General features: G+C 40.4%; 15 protein-coding genes. 9 read left to right on the plus strand and 6 right to left on the minus strand.

Annotated features, from left to right (window positions below; genetic code table 11):
* The first annotated feature begins 62 nt into the window (after positions 1-62).
* From AAC000_RS06030 to AAC000_RS06060, 7 genes are all read left to right on the plus strand, one after another.
* Positions 63-1,445 carry an ADP-ribosylglycohydrolase family protein gene (locus tag AAC000_RS06030; RefSeq protein ID WP_339720988.1) on the plus strand — a complete coding sequence of 461 codons (1,383 nt, stop codon included), beginning with the start codon at positions 63-65 and terminating at the stop codon, positions 1,443-1,445.
* A 299-nt stretch (positions 1,446-1,744) separates the two neighbouring features.
* Complete coding sequence (locus AAC000_RS06035; RefSeq protein ID WP_339720990.1) at positions 1,745-2,620, plus strand: CoA ester lyase; 876 nt, start codon at positions 1,745-1,747, stop codon at positions 2,618-2,620.
* Between the two features lie 34 nt (positions 2,621-2,654).
* Positions 2,655-5,126 carry a sodium:solute symporter gene (locus tag AAC000_RS06040; RefSeq protein WP_339720992.1) on the plus strand — a complete coding sequence of 824 codons (2,472 nt, stop codon included), beginning with the start codon at positions 2,655-2,657 and terminating at the stop codon, positions 5,124-5,126.
* A gap of 52 nt (positions 5,127-5,178) precedes the next feature.
* A complete protein-coding gene (locus AAC000_RS06045; RefSeq protein ID WP_339720994.1) occupies positions 5,179-6,057 on the plus strand; it encodes a LysR family transcriptional regulator in 879 nt (292 codons plus the stop codon).
* A 117-nt stretch (positions 6,058-6,174) separates the two neighbouring features.
* The gene (rbsK, locus tag AAC000_RS06050) at positions 6,175-7,146 is read left to right on the plus strand and encodes a ribokinase (protein ID WP_339720996.1); all 972 of its coding nucleotides are present in this window, start codon (positions 6,175-6,177) and stop codon (positions 7,144-7,146) included.
* 214 nt (positions 7,147-7,360) lie between these two features.
* The gene (locus AAC000_RS06055) at positions 7,361-8,524 is read left to right on the plus strand and encodes an ADP-ribosylglycohydrolase family protein (protein WP_339720998.1); all 1,164 of its coding nucleotides are present in this window, start codon (positions 7,361-7,363) and stop codon (positions 8,522-8,524) included.
* 87 nt (positions 8,525-8,611) lie between these two features.
* Positions 8,612-9,589 carry a calcium/sodium antiporter gene (locus AAC000_RS06060; protein ID WP_339721000.1) on the plus strand — a complete coding sequence of 326 codons (978 nt, stop codon included), beginning with the start codon at positions 8,612-8,614 and terminating at the stop codon, positions 9,587-9,589.
* Between the two features lie 112 nt (positions 9,590-9,701).
* Here the strand turns inward: AAC000_RS06060 and AAC000_RS06065 are convergent, their stop codons facing one another.
* The 4 genes from AAC000_RS06065 to AAC000_RS06080 form a co-directional block, all read right to left on the minus strand.
* Positions 9,702-9,926: a hypothetical protein gene (locus AAC000_RS06065; RefSeq protein ID WP_339721002.1), complete on the minus strand. Its 225-nt coding sequence runs from the start codon at positions 9,924-9,926 to the stop codon at positions 9,702-9,704.
* An 8-nt stretch (positions 9,927-9,934) separates the two neighbouring features.
* Positions 9,935-10,264 carry a hypothetical protein gene (locus AAC000_RS06070; protein WP_339721004.1) on the minus strand — a complete coding sequence of 110 codons (330 nt, stop codon included), beginning with the start codon at positions 10,262-10,264 and terminating at the stop codon, positions 9,935-9,937.
* A gap of 248 nt (positions 10,265-10,512) precedes the next feature.
* Positions 10,513-10,737, minus strand: a complete 225-nt coding sequence (locus AAC000_RS06075; RefSeq protein ID WP_339721006.1) for a hypothetical protein — start codon at positions 10,735-10,737, stop codon at positions 10,513-10,515.
* A 12-nt stretch (positions 10,738-10,749) separates the two neighbouring features.
* The gene (locus tag AAC000_RS06080; RefSeq protein WP_339721008.1) at positions 10,750-11,910 is read right to left on the minus strand and encodes a Na/Pi symporter; all 1,161 of its coding nucleotides are present in this window, start codon (positions 11,908-11,910) and stop codon (positions 10,750-10,752) included.
* Between the two features lie 390 nt (positions 11,911-12,300).
* Here AAC000_RS06080 and AAC000_RS06085 point away from each other — a divergent pair, with 390 nt between their 5' ends.
* On the plus strand, positions 12,301-12,843 hold the full coding sequence (locus tag AAC000_RS06085) for an acyloxyacyl hydrolase (RefSeq protein WP_339721010.1): 543 nt from the start codon (positions 12,301-12,303) through the stop codon (positions 12,841-12,843).
* Positions 12,844-12,943: 100 nt separating this feature from the next.
* Here AAC000_RS06085 and AAC000_RS06090 read toward each other — a convergent pair whose 3' ends face one another.
* Both AAC000_RS06090 and AAC000_RS06095 read right to left on the minus strand, forming a co-directional pair.
* Positions 12,944-13,231, minus strand: coding sequence for a hypothetical protein (locus tag AAC000_RS06090; RefSeq protein WP_339721012.1), 288 nt, complete (start codon positions 13,229-13,231; stop codon positions 12,944-12,946).
* Between the two features lie 158 nt (positions 13,232-13,389).
* Positions 13,390-14,355: a LysR family transcriptional regulator gene (locus AAC000_RS06095; protein ID WP_339721014.1), complete on the minus strand. Its 966-nt coding sequence runs from the start codon at positions 14,353-14,355 to the stop codon at positions 13,390-13,392.
* Positions 14,356-14,494: 139 nt separating this feature from the next.
* Between AAC000_RS06095 and AAC000_RS06100 the strand changes: the two genes are divergently transcribed.
* Positions 14,495-15,154: an ABC transporter substrate-binding protein gene (locus AAC000_RS06100; protein WP_339721016.1), complete on the plus strand. Its 660-nt coding sequence runs from the start codon at positions 14,495-14,497 to the stop codon at positions 15,152-15,154.
* The last annotated feature ends 18 nt before the right edge of the window (positions 15,155-15,172 follow it).

A 15,172-nucleotide genomic window follows, 5' to 3' on the forward strand; every position in this document is an offset into this window, starting at 1 on the left:
ACTACAAGGCATAAAAATTATGACTATCAATTATTTGTTGTTTATATATTTAAGGAAATTTTGTGATTATTCGATACTTGGATCCTCTAGAACAGCTAGAGTTTGAAATTATTCAACGCACAGAACAAGGCGACGATGCCAGCGAACTTTCAAATGCTTTTAAAAAGATACAGAGCCAGCCGTTGGAGTTGGCCAGTCTGAATGCTCGTCAGTCGCTCATCGAATTGATGGCCACAGACAAACAGAGCAATCCCCCATCTTTAACTGAACCTGATGAATTGAATGCGATTATGGATGCGGCGAAACCAGCCTTTGTTCCTGAAACTGTTCAAACTCCTCTTAATGAAGCTGAACTTTATAATCGTATTCTGGGAGGGTGGTTGGGACGCTCTGCAGGTTGTTTACTTGGTAAACCTGTGGAGCGATATCAACGGCCTGTGTTACGAAAAATGCTAGAAGCTAATGGTACTTGGCCATTGGATAATTATTGGACCCAGAATGGGATGCCAGACGAAATCTTGAGAAAATATCCATGGAAAAGACGTGGTGGTTTAGCCAGTCTTAGGGAAAATATTCAATATATGCCCGAAGATGATGATCTTAATTACACTATGTTAAATTTACACGTATTCGAGACCCATGGTGAAAATTTTAATAGCGAAGATCTGGGTACGGCGTGGTTAGCAAAATTGCCAGTGATGGAGTTATTTACTGCTGAACGAGTGGCGTATTTTAACCTCTTAGCGGGACATAATGCACCTGAGTCTGGTCTGTATATTAATCCGTTTCGGGAATGGATAGGCGCTCAAATTCGAGCCGACCTATGGGGCTATATCTCTCCAGGTAAGCCACAACGGGCAGCAGAATTTGCCTGGCGAGATGCGCGTTTGAGTCATTCACGCAACGGTATCTACGGTGAAATGTTTTTTGCCGCTCTGATTGCTGAAGCTTTTTATGAATCAGATATACGTACCTTAGTGCGCGCTGCTTTATCATGTGTTCCGAGTGAATCTCGCTTTGCAAAAGCCATTAATATAGTGCTGGAACTCCCCCTCAAAGAAATGCAATGGGAGCAAGTGGTAGATGAAATTTACCATCATTTTGGCCACTACCATTGGGTACATACTATCAATAATGCGGCTTTGACCGTTGCAGCATTATTAGTGGGTAACGGTGATCTTGAAAAAACTATATGTAATGTGGTTATGGGAGGCTGGGATACTGATAGCAATGGCGCCACAGCGGGCTCCATAGTAGGAATTATCAATGGTGCCACCGCATTGCCTTATAAATGGATTGAACCGCTTAATAATCGTATTCGCTCTAGTTTGGGAGGGTTTGATAATGCCCAGTTTACTGATTTAGCCAGCAGAACAGTTGCTGTCATCCAAAGTTCATCGAACCAAAAATCAAATGCTGCTGTTCGTCAGGTAGATGATTTTTAACCACTTATACTGCTACTAACGACTGTTTCCAACAATAATTCAGTTATTGACTACGCGATCTGTTTTATTGATAGCAGTGGTCAATAGCTAGTTTGGGTCACATATTTATTATAAAGAAACAAAAAGTATGGTTTGAAGATAGAATTGAACTATTTTGTTAACTTTAAAAATAACTTAAATTTCCCCCTGTTACTTGTTTTACAAAGTTTTGAATGAAAATGTAAATTCTCAATTGTTAACATTTACAACAATCAAAATAAAATAAATATATCTTTTTAGTTAAGCATTAGAGGGTAATTATGCGCAGTAAGCTTTTTGTTCCCGGTATTAGACCTGAATTATTTAACAAGGCATTAGCCGGGCCTGCCGATGCAATATCTATAGATTTGGAAGACTCAGTAGTTGCTAGTAAAAAAGCTCAAGCCCGCGATATTATCAGCGAATTTTTGTTGTCTGAGGCAGTGTCTACATGCCTCAAAACTATAATAGTTAGATGCAACGGAATATATACTCGTTATTTTAAAGATGATTTGGCAGCGGTTATTCGACCCAATCTAAGTATGCTTAATTTACCTAAAATTGAATCAGCCAAAGATGTTTTATCAGCGGTTTCCTTGATTGAAAAAATCGAACAGGAAAACGCTATTGTTAGCCCCATTCCTTTACTTGTTAATATAGAGACTGCGACAGGATTGCGTAACGTAACAGAAATCTGCGCCGCCCATAAAAGAGTTGCTGGACTGCAACTAGGGTTGAATGACTTATTTGATTCAGCTGGAATCGATCGGGATGATAAAGCTAGTGTGCATTCTATCATGTTAACGCTTCGGCTAGCTGCCTGCGAAGCTGGTATCAAAGTTTACGATGGTGCATTTCCCGATATTAACAACATGCAAGGTTTTCACGCTGAGGTAGAAATGGCACGTCGCTTAGGATACAGCGGCAAAAGTTGCATACATCCGAATCAAGTTGCGATAGTGAATCGACTGTTTATCCCTGCAGCTGAAGACGTTGCTTTGGCAGCGCAGATTGTTGAAGCGGCTGAAAAAGCTGAAATTGAAGGTATTGGAGTTTTCACTGTTGCTGGAAAAATGATTGATCTACCTTCTATCCAGCGAGCTAAATCAGTACTTGCCGAATATAAGCGCTACATAAACCCCCAAACAACGGCTTAATCGACTTAATGGTAAGAATTTCAGGATGTACAAAATGAACCAAACTATGCCCAATAAAAGTGAAGTGTCAGGTCTTCGTTTCGCTCTTTTTTCTAGAACTCTAAAGCCATTTTTAACCTTGGTTTTCATGCTAATGGTAAGTCTTGGAGTCAAGGCTGAAAATCTGGTTGCCGTCACAATCGAACATGTGAAACCTTTACCTTCCGATGTCGCAATAGCAAAAATTTGGACATATCAACAAAATCTGGTAGCAGTTGATAGTAGCGGCAGTATTTGGAGTTTTGATCAAACAACAGATAAATGGGACAACACAGAAATATTTCTTCGTGGCTTAGTGAAAGGGACGGCCATTAGCGAAAATAGCACTTATTTGCTAATGGCTGACCCATCAACAGGCTGGATAAATAGAGTTGAGCCCTTTAGATCCTCTGACCACCCCCAGAGTTATTCAATACCTATCTTACCCGAGCCATTTAAATTTGCTGCTGCAAGCATTTTGGATGAAAAACTGTTTGTTGTGGGCACATCTGCAGAAGGCTCTTCGAAAATGTTGGCTTTGGATTTATCGTCAGATAATGCCGAATGGCAAAACTACCCCGTTTGGTCAGGGGAGGGAATTGTTACATCAGTTATTGCTCAAACAGATAGGTTACAAGTTACATTAAAACAAGAGGCAAGTAATGAAGAGCAAATGTGGCAATGGCTGCCCAAAGACGGATGGCAGGAGCGTTCGTCATTACAAGGCAATGTTATTGAAGGAACAGCTCGTCCTATGGGGCAAGGGCATACGCTTTATCTTGTAAGCAGTGTGGATGCTTCTAGCGTAAAATTAATGAGCTTTCAAACGATAACTGGGGCATGGGCTGAACTGAAACGTTGGGACAACCATGGCACCTTGTTCGGCACTGGATGGGAAAAAGGAATTCTGTGGGTCACATCAAAAAATAATCAAAACGGAACACAATTAGGGCTGGCGCAAGTGCAGTCCAGACAAAATCTATTATCGCTGACGGATTGGGTCATCTTAGTGGTTTATCTGATTGCGATGTTGGGGATGGGGTTATATTTCTATTTGAAACAAGGACAGTCATCTGAATCTAATTTTTTCTTAGGGGGGCGTTCAATTCCGTTTTGGGCGGCAGGAATAAGTATTTACGCTTCGAATGCCAGCTCCATTAGTTATATTGCTGTACCCGCAAAGGCCTTTGCCACTAATTGGCAATATTTGATGAGTAATATGATCCTTGTTCTTGGATTAATATTTGTTGCCATCTGGATAGTGCCATTATTGCGCAGGCTCAACTTAATCTCCGTATTTCATTACTTGGAAACCCGCTTCCATCCGTCTATTCGAGTGATCTCCAGTATTTTATTTATTGTGTTCCAGTTGGGCGGAAGAATGACGGTTATTTTATATTTACCTTCATTGGCATTATCCACAGTTACTGGGCTTGATATAACAATGTGCATACTTGTTATGGGCTTTGTAACCATAGGTTATACGGTACTAGGTGGTATGAAAGCGGTTATTTGGACTGATGTTTTACAATTGTTTGTCATGTTTGGAGGCACTATTTTTGCCATTGTTTTCATCTTAATGAAACTTGATGGCGGGACTGCCGAGTTTATATCCAGTGCCTTTGCAGACGACAAGTTTAAAATGGTTGACTTTAGTTTCAATTTAACTGACGCAACAATATGGGGATTTTTGTTTCTGGTCTTTTTCGACACTGTACTTACTTTCCCTAAAGACCAAGTGTTAATGCAAAGGGTATTTTCGACTTCTTCCGCTAAACAAGCTGGACGCTCTATGTGGACGTTTTCGGCAATTGTGATACCCGGTAGTGCCATGTTTTATTTGATTGGTACTGCCCTCTATGTATTTTATCAAGCTAACCCTGGGCGAATGGATCCTTCGTTGTCTCTTGACGCCACCTTCCCATTATTTATTTCTGCAGAATTGCCAGTAGGTATTACTGGTTTGATCATCGCTGGTATATTTGCGGCCGCAATGTCAACCCTGTCCAGCATTTTGAATAGTGTGGCTACAGTATCAACCGTGGACTTTTATGAGAAATGGTTCGAAACCAGCGATGAAAAGACCAATGTCCGCTTTGCCGAGGTTGTGACAGTGGTTGCTGGCTTAATTGGTATTGCTTTAGCGCTGTTGTTGGCAAGTTATAATGTTAACTCTTTACTCGATGTCGCACTTGAACTTTGGGGCTTATTAGGAGGTGGTTTCGCTGGTGCGTACACTTTGGGGATGTTTACTAAGCGTGCAAATTGGCAAGGCGTTATTGTGGGGGTGACTGTTAGTTTCATTGTGACCTTTATGGCTTGGACAGTTGATCTTGTGCACCCCTATTTTTATATGCCTCTTTCAGTCTTCGTCTGCATAGTTGTTGGATATACTTCTAGTTGGTTTTTCCCCGCTCCAGAACGTCTGGAAGGATTAACAATTTATGCGGACCAGGAAAAGTCTAAAGTTCAAGCAGTGGAGCAATAGGTGAACTCCATAAGCTATTTTTGCAACCTATTTTTTATGAAGGGGGATATAAGTGGATACTAAGTTTCTTAAAACCTTCGTTGCCGTTGTAGATTGCGGTTCAATGGCTGCAGCTGCTAGACAACTTAATCTCACCCCTGCTGGTGTGGCGCAACAGATCCGTACCTTAGAGCGTCAAATTGAAGCGCCATTGATTAGGCGCGCAGGACGCACAGTAACAGTCACCGAAGCAGGTGTTCGAATACTCGAACGTACGCGCAGTGTGATACAAAACGTTGCCGAGCTACGTTCAATGGCCATTGATGACTCTGTCGGGGGGGAGCTTAAATTAGGCGCTTGTAACACAGCATTGACGGGGATTTTACCTGACATTTTGGCGAGTGTTGTAGCAGACTTTCCTCAGATTGGTGTCGCCATTCAGCCTGGTTTATCCATCGACTTACACCGTTCTGTTGAAAATGGTCAATTAGATGCAGCGTTTGTATTGCAAGCCCCGTTTACACTTTACAAAACATGTTGTTGGCACCTGATTCGAGAGGAACCTTTAATTGTATTAGCCCCTGAGAGTATGAAGAATACAGATCCTCATGAATTACTTTCCACCCAGCCTTTCATTCGTTATGACCGAAATTTGTGGGGGGGAGACTTGGCAGACCAATACCTCAATCAAGTTGGGATTACACCAAATGAACGTTGCGAATTAGCAGCGCTAAATGCGATTGCCGTAATGGTGGACCGGGGATTAGGTGTTTCTCTTGTACCTGATTGGGCTAAGCCATGGCCAGAGGGCTTAAATCTTACTCGAATATCACTGCCCATTACATTTGAACCCAGAAGAATTGGAGTGGTCTGGTCCCGCTCTTCGATTAGAAGTCGATTGTTAGAAGCCTTTATTCAAGAAATTAAGAAAGCTAATTATGGTCGGCTCTGAGTTTTCGCCTATGAAGAAACATCGATCAAAAATCAAATGAGTAAAAATCGTAATTCAAGTGTTAGTTGAAGTTCAACTGATTACATTTTCTAAACTTATTTTAAAGACAAAAATTAAATGAAAAATACTCAAAATGACAACTTAGTCCTCCCAGTTAAAGTGATTGTAGTTGGCAGTATCAATTGCGACTTAACAACATACCTCACAGATTTCCCGTTGAAAAATCAAACGGTGATGGCTAAAAAGTCTACTTTATCTATTGGAGGTAAAGGGGTTAATCAGGCTATTGCGGCCGCTAAAGACGGTGCAAATGTAAGTTTTATCGGGTGCATTGGGGATGACCTATTTGCCAGCGATGCGCTTAATTATTTGCGATCACATCAAATCAATACCGACAATATTCGTTCTATTGAAAACGAATCTACCGGCACCGCCTCAATATTGGTAACTGATCAACGAGAGAATATTATTGCTGTTGCACCTGGTGCCAATTCCCAGCTGACTATTGAAGATGTTTACAAGGCTGAAGCGCTTATTAGTCAGGCAGATGTAGTCATCGTTCAGTTAGAAATACCAGCTGACGTGGTAAAAGCTACTTTGGAACTCTCTCGCAAGTACCATGTTTTATCTGTTCTTAATCCCGCACCTGCTGCCGACTATGCAAAGTCCTTATATTCACTTGCCGATATTGTTACGCCTAATGAAACTGAGGCAGCGGAACTAACTGGTATTGATGTTAAGGGGAACGATGGTGTTGTTGAAGCTGCAAATATTATGTTGTCCGAAGGGGTTAAACAGGTCGTTATTACATTGGGAGAAAAAGGAAGTTACATTGCGTCTAATAATACCCTGCAATTTATTCCCCCCTTTATAGTAGAAGCTCTTGATCCAACTGGCGCGGGGGATGTATTTAATGGCGTTTTAGCCACAGCAATAGCGCGAAAACTGTCCTTCACTGAAGCTGTGCTGCGTGCCTCAGCTGCCGCCGCACTGTCTGTAATTAAGCCTTTGGCGCAAGATGCTGCGCCCGATCACCAGCAGATAAATCAGTTTCTACAAACTACCTCAACAGCAACAACTCATTTTTAGTATGGAGAAACAACGCTGGAAAGAAAAAATACCTAAATAACTTATGTTACTGGTGCTTACTAGTTAAGCAAAAAAATAAAAAACAAGTCAAATGAAGACAAATTTTACGTTTGGCAAAATACACTGGACAGTTAAAAACATATTATTTTGGATGTTTAGCTGGTACCTACCTTAAACAATTACCCCCTTTTAAATGACGAATTTGGAGAAAAATATGCTGAGCTTTTTAGATAGAGTAAAAGGAGTGCTTTATGGCACTGCGTTTGGTGACGCTATTGGCGCCACTATTGAAAAGCTTACTTACGAGCAAATTTCAGAGAAGTACGGAAGAGTTGAAACCATATTAATGCCTTGGCATAAAGCAGATTGGTCAGCTTCAATGCGTAATAACCGTCAAAGAGGTTACGGCATTATCACCGACGACACCTTAATGACCATCGCCCTTATGAATATTTATAACGATGTGAAACGTCCACTTGATGCTTGGGATATGGCTGATGGAATGGTTAAAGAAATAGCATTTAAGAAAACTTATATTCCAGAATTAGGCAGGGAAGATCACATTATAGAACGACTCTTTTATCCTGAAAAATGGATATTTCAGCGTCATGCACTAGCTAATTGCGAACCACGAGAAGGAGGGATCGGCAATATGATAAATTGTGGTGCCGCTATGTATATCGCCCCTATTGGTATAGTGAATGCTTGCAATCCAAAGGCTGCTTATGATGAGGCTATTAACTTTGCCAGTGGTCATCAGGCAAGTTATGGACTTGAAGCAGCAGGTGTATTAGCCGCTTGTGTTGCTAAAGCATTTGAACCTGGTGTTGTAATTGAAGACATTGTAGCAACAGCTTTATCGCTGGCGAAAGATGGCACTAAAATGGCTATACAAGATATGTGTGAAAAAGCGCGGCAACTAAAAAGCCAAAAAGATGATCATGGGTTAGTGGTCGCTGAATTCCAAAAAACAATTTTACCCTATTCACCTATGGCTGATGATGTCAGTCGAAAAATAGAAAAGATAGGTGTGCCGTCAAATCATTACGTACCAAGCCGACTGTTCGCTATTGAGGAATTACCTTTTGCACTTGCCTACGCGGTATTACATGACGGAGACTTTAGACAGACCATTATTGGAGGAGTTAATTCTGGAAGAGACACGGACTCCATTGGTGTCATGGCTGGCGTAATTTTAGGTGCTATGTATGGACACAAATACATAAATGATGAAGAGTTGGACGTGTTAACTGCAACAAATAAAATACCATTCAAAGACATTGCCGAACAATTTTCAGAAACTGCACGGATTATGATTGAGAACAAATTAAAAGTGGAACGACAAAAACAAGAGCTACTAACAAGCTTGATGAATTAACGTTTTATTAATTCCAGCTCTCCAATGTTGATTTGTTCTTCTGAAATCTCACTTTTTTTAAATATGTTTACTTGGCAGGTGTTTTAAATGTTTTTAGCTTCACTGGCAATAATTATAGGTCTTAGTTTATTGGTATGGAGTGCAGACCATTTTGTTGATGGAGCTGCTGTTTTAGCCAAACACTTTAAACTACCTCCATTACTCATAGGTATCCTCATCCTTGGTTTTGGGACGTCAGCTCCAGAAATGGTCGTTTCTGCTATGGCTGCAATTGATGGTATTCCAGGGCTAGCTCTGGGAAATGCGATAGGTTCGAATATTACCAATATTAGCCTCGTTTTGGGTATAACAGCGGTTCTGTGCCCTATCACCATTCATTCAAAAATCATAAAAAATGAATTGCCCCTTCTAATATTTATAATGCTATTTTCTGGATATTTATTTTTTGATGATGTTTTATCAACCTTTGATGCTTATTTGCTACTCACTGGATTTGCGCTGATAATAATATGGTCAGTTATTGCAGCAATGGGGCACCGTTGTGACGCCTCAGACCTAGACTTTTCTGATGATCTACAGTCCTCTCCAATACTTATTCGCCGTGAAATAGTCTGGCTTATTGTTGGTTTAGTTGTGCTTATTGGTAGTTCTCGATTACTTTTATGGGGGGCTGTTGAAATTGTTTCAGCTCTTGGAGTCAGTGACTTAGTTATTGGATTGACTATTGTTGCTGTAGGTACTTCATTGCCAGAATTAACCACTACTATTGCAGCAGTTCGCAAAGGCAATCACGACATCGCTATTGGTAATCTCATCGGTTCTAATATGTTCAATATTCTTGGAGTGGTTGGACTTACCGGAGCAATTGCGCCAATATCCTTGATTCCATCCGAAGTTATGAGCCGTGACTGGCCAGTCATGCTTGCATTAACTCTAATTTTACTAGTAATGGTATGTGGTTTTGGCAAGGGGAGCAGGATTTTTAGGAAAGAAGGTATTTTCTTACTAGCCATTTATTGCTCCTATAATGGCTATTTGGTCTACGATGCACTTTTAACAAAATAAAGACACTTGAAGTAACTTTAGTCGCTCGCAAATAATTAAATTTATGTCTGTCCAGAATCGGAATAATTGGTCAATGGGATAGAAACGAGGTTGTTGATTTAAAATGGCGGGTTTAATTTCGCTTAAGTCGTAGATTTAACAATCTCAGGGTTTTGGCTATCCAGCTTTGTAGTTTGTGCCAAAATGTCAGTGGTGGCTCAATAATTATGCTCACTATTGCAGCTTGACTAGAATTTCCGGCTTGATCAGTGACGACTAGTTGGAATTGATATTCACCAGCGCTAACTAAACCACTTACTAAGATATCGGGATGAGTTGAACTGAAAGCTTTATTCAATTCTAATCTTATGGGGTTTTTATTAGTGTCCATACGAATTTAGTCAATTCTCCTCCTATATCTATTGAACGTTGACCACTTAAAGAAAAATCCTTGGCAAAACCGACCCGACTAGGAGCGTCAATGACAGCAGTGGGAGCTTGGTCGTCTGCAATTGTTATCTTAACTGTCGCCGGATTTGAATTGTTACCAGAATCGTCGACCACCACCAACTGAAATTCATAACTTCCAGTTTGCAGGGGGCTTTGACTATCAATAGTGATATTGAGCAATGCATCAGGTGCTGCTGCAGAAATTTTCTGATTTACAATGAGATCTGAAGATTGAATCGTTGGCATAATGAAATCACAAGTTGTCGACTGTGATATTTAGGTTAGTTTATGATTTTAGAGTCTGCAAGGACACTTCAAATGGGCATTTGATAGGTTTTGGCAAAGGGAGGTGTAACTGGCGTAACGGGGCAGGGTTGTTGATTTAGCTTATCGTTTTAGTTAACAGACTTATTATCGCCCTATTAGCTGCTCTAATGCTCTAAACTCCATGTGATAAATACCTTCAGGTATTTAAAGTGAGGATACTGAAGCCTTTATTCTCGGTCTTTAAGTTCATTGATTAGATAAGCCAGAAATTGGCGAATAGTGTCTAAACTGAGTTCGGCGTCCTTCATATGCTCTTCTAAATGTTCGATTGCATTTTCTTGCTTCAAATACTCCCGTCTTTCCAGTTCAAGTGTGAGTTGTTTAAGTGTGCCTTCAGTATCTGCAATTAAAGTGCGTAGACGTTCGGTGCTTAGTACATTGACATTAGTCATATAGTTAACTCCTTACTGAAGTAGGTTTGAAACAATAATGCACAATGCGGGTACGATAAAAAATACACTTAGAATATAAACCAAAGCAAGCATCTTATTTTCAGAGGCGTTGTGCCCTAACCATTCGGCGCAACGCACTGGCACATAACGTAAAAGGGGCACGCCATATATTAATACCACACCTAAAATATTATAGGTGAGATGAATAAAGGCGATTTGTAACGCCGCTTCACTATTACCTGTTACTGCCGTTGCTGCTAACACTGCAGTAACACATGTACCAATATTCGCGCCTAATGTGAAAGGGTAAATCTGTTTTAAACTAAAGGAACCAGAACCTGCCAGTGGCACCATTAGTGAGGTGGTGGTTGACGATGACTGCACCAATACTGTAACCATTGTGCCAGAAAATATGCCAGAAAGAGGGCTACGGCCAATGGCAGCATGCATGATCTCTCGAGCTTTGCCTACCATGAGTTTTTTGAGTAGTTTGCCTATTAACGTAATAGACACAAAAATTAGGATTATACCGATAATAATCAAAATGATACCGCCAGTTTGATCGCCAAATGATTGCAATGTTTGTTTCACATTACTGACTACTGGGGCCGTTGCTGCTTTAACAAAATTAAAACTGTGCATAGATACTTCACTTCCCCCGTAAACTAACTGGGCTAGCATAGATCCTAACTTCTCAAGCAGTCCAAAAGCGATTTCTAGCGGTAAAAAAATAACGACTGATAACAAATTAAAAAAGTCATGAACCGTGGCTGCAGAGAAGGCTCTCGCAAATTCTTTTTTTGCTTTGACATGACCTAAAGAGACAATGGTGTTGGTAATAGACGTACCAATATTGGCACCCATAACCATAGGCACAGCAACCGAGACCGGTAATCCACCAGCAACTAATCCCACAATAATAGAAGTGACAGTTGAAGATGATTGGATCAATGCCGTGGCTACCGTGCCAATCACTAAGCCTGCAAAGGGGTTACTGGCAAATTCAAAGAGTTCCTTTGCGTGTCCGCCTGCGGCCATTTTAAAACCACCACCAATTATACTCACGGCACATATAAGTAAATACACCAGTGCGGCAACGGCTAGCCATTGTGACAGATTATTTGACGCGCGATCTGAATTGCTCGATTCAATTGTGCTAGCTAATTCACTCATATGACCTTCCAATATTGTTTAACTATGGAAGTGTACGAATGAAATGCGTCAGAGTTATGACAATGGCTGTTTAGGGGGAAATAGTTGTAAGTAAAGCAGTAGATCTGATGGAAAACTTTATTGAAAGGTCACTGGGCGCTCCCCTTTTAATCAACTAATTTTCTGTGCACTGCAGTCTGTGGCTTTGCTTATCTTTGACTGGCTCAATTGAATACACCTATTATATTATTCATCACAAATTAAAATGTTTCACATATAAAAATATAATTATATTTATGTGTTTAAAATCTCCATACTCCTGCCTCTCAAAATTCAGTAGAGGCAAGGAAATAAATTCCTGTCTATTTGCCTTGTGCTGAGAACGTTAAATTTTATTTAGGATCTATTGGTATGCGTTGGTTATTTTTATTTTTGGGTATTTCTGTTTTCTCGCTTTCTAGCCCAAATGTGCAGGCTAGCGGACAATCTGTAGCAGTTGACTATTTGCATGGTGAAAGCGACCTAGTGGGGGTACGCTTGGCTTATCGTCCCTATCACACTCAAGTCACAACCTTTGAATGGCTGGGCGAGCTTGATTTGTATTGGGAGCTTAGTTTGAACTTCTGGGAATTTGGTCAGGAAAACCAACATGAAACGAATTATGCGATTGCATTGTCACCAGTGTTTTCGAATCAGTTCGATACTTTATATGGTAAATATCCTCTTAAATGGGAATTTGGTATAGGTGTGTCCTTGATCACAGATACTCGTTTTGCTGGCAAAGATATTGGTTCCCACTATCAGTTTGAAGATCGTTTAGGTTTGATCTTGGAGTTTGGGGAGCAACTAGAAGAGTCTTTGGCTGTGCGTTATATGCATTATTCAAATGGCGGATTGAATGATCATAATCCTGGTATGGATTTTCTGAATGTGTCGTATGCAAGGAAGTTTTGAAAACCTATGTGATCTGGCTGACACTGAGCAGAGAACAACTTTATTTAATGCGCCTTGGGGCAATGGACCGATTGTATTAACGAATAATCCCTCACAGGCACTATTTTTGAGGTTGTGATGTCATGTGCCATCCCTTACATAGGTCACAGTAATAGGTGAATAGTTGTGAGGTACCTGCTCCCTTTTTTAGCCGGTATATTACTGCTGCCTTGGCTTTAGATTGTGTGCTAAACAGATGTTTGCCACAGTGACCAATCACCGCTTTTATTTTTTCTCGTTTGGGATGTAAAGGCAGTTCAACTGAAGATTGGTCTTTTGGTGCTGACTGACTCAACGAGTCAATCAGCACCATAAGCCTTAGCCTTTCTTTTTCTTTATGATGTTTCATATATTAAAAAATACGAATTAGCGCTGGTGTATTATTAGTTGTCATTGGAATTGGATCTTTTAATAAATTTAAGTAAAACAGCAACAATGACAACTATGCATGATTTATTGAAGTGACTTCAATAGGTAAAGTCAATTAGTGTTGTTGTGTTTTACTTTTTATTCGCCTGCACACAACTCTGGATTGCTTTTACATAAACTGTCCATCACTTGAGCTGTTTCGAGTTTTACATTGCGGCTTATGATGCGTTTTAATTGATCACGTAACCAGACTAACCCTTGATCCGAGTCCTGACGTTTGTGCCAAATGGCGGAAATTTGTTGGGGCATGATTTCTATAGGAGGCTTAGTGGCAGAAATTTCTCCTGAGATGATTTCTTTGGCTACCGCTGATATGGGGATGACGCATATCAAGTTGCTGCGCTTGACTAAGTTAGCAGCTGAGGAGAAATGATTAACTGTTGTGGCAACACGTCGCGATAAACCATGTTGCAGTAAAACTTGATCAGTATAGCCAGTGACATCACCGGATAATGACACCAAAAGGTGATCCGCATCGGCAAATTCTTGCAGACTTAGATCCGCTTTTGCTAAAGGATGGTCATGGTGCATGATACAAATATAAATAGGCGCAAACATATATTCGGCTCTAAAGGTGCTTGAAATTACCCCTGTGACACCAATCACCATATCCACTTCAGCATCTTCCAAAACCTGATCTGTATTAACTATGGTATAGGGAACGGCATGAATATTAATGCCTGGTGCTTCTCTCTCGATAACGCAGCGTAATTCCGCCCAAGCCATATCAACGAATATGTCATTTGCAGCGATTCGAAAGGTACGTTTGGCAGTGGCCGGATCAAAACTTTTGGGATCAACCGCTTCGGTAAGTGCAGTAAGAGGGGCACGGATCTGATTCCAGAGATTTTGTGCATGTAAGGTTGGCTGTATATTACGGCCATCTTTGACAAAGAGTTCATCTTTCCAAGCGGCTCGCATTCTGCTGACCGAGTTTGATACCGCGGGTTGTGTCATAGATAACCTATGGGCAGCTCGGGTAATTGAACGTTCGGTCATGATGGCATCAAATACCATTAAAAGGTTGAGTTCTTGTGGGCGCATAACTTGTCCAGATGAAAAATTATAACTTAATAATACATCACGTTATGAAATGTGTCATATATAAATATATAATTATATTTATGTCAAATTGAAGTCCATACTCTCGCCATTAAGATAAATGAGTTAAGCGGTTACACACATGAATACAAAATTGTCGAAAATGGTGGGTCATTTCAGTCGAACTGGACTGCTTATATTGGTCACTTTGTTTGCGAGCTTAAGTTATGCAGACACCATCAACCCTCAGGTATTGTTAGAAAAAGTCACTAAGGCTACCTTTGAGCGAATTGAATTAGAGCAAACAAACATCCAAGCCAACCCGGATCAACTACGAGTAATAATAGAGCAGGAGTTGATGCCCCATATTGATCATAAATTTGCTGCGTTTAAAGTGTTGGGTAGTCAATTTAGATCTGTACCTAAAGACAAAATTCCTGAATACGTAGACGAATTTAGGGAATATTTGGTGTCTAACTTTGCCGTAGTATTATCAAGTTATGGCGGCCAGGAACTGCTTTTTGAACCTGTTAAAAGTGCTGAAAATCAAGATGATATGACTGTTAAGGCTATTATTAGAAAGGCCGGTAACCCAGATATACGCATTAGCTTTAAGTTACGTAAAAACAAAAAAACGCAAGAGTGGAAAACTTACGATCTAGTGGCAGAAGGGATCAGTTTGTTATCCAGCAAACGCAATGAATTTGCCTCTATAATTCGCCAACAAGGGATAGAAGCTGTAATAGATGTAATGCGAAGCAAAAATAACAAACCTTTGAATATTGCTTCAAATACTAACTAGGTTTTTCATCGCTAGTTG

Origin of the sequence: uncultured Paraglaciecola sp. (genome assembly GCF_963977085.1) — a bacterium.
Classification (GTDB): Bacteria; Pseudomonadota; Gammaproteobacteria; order Enterobacterales; family Alteromonadaceae; genus Paraglaciecola.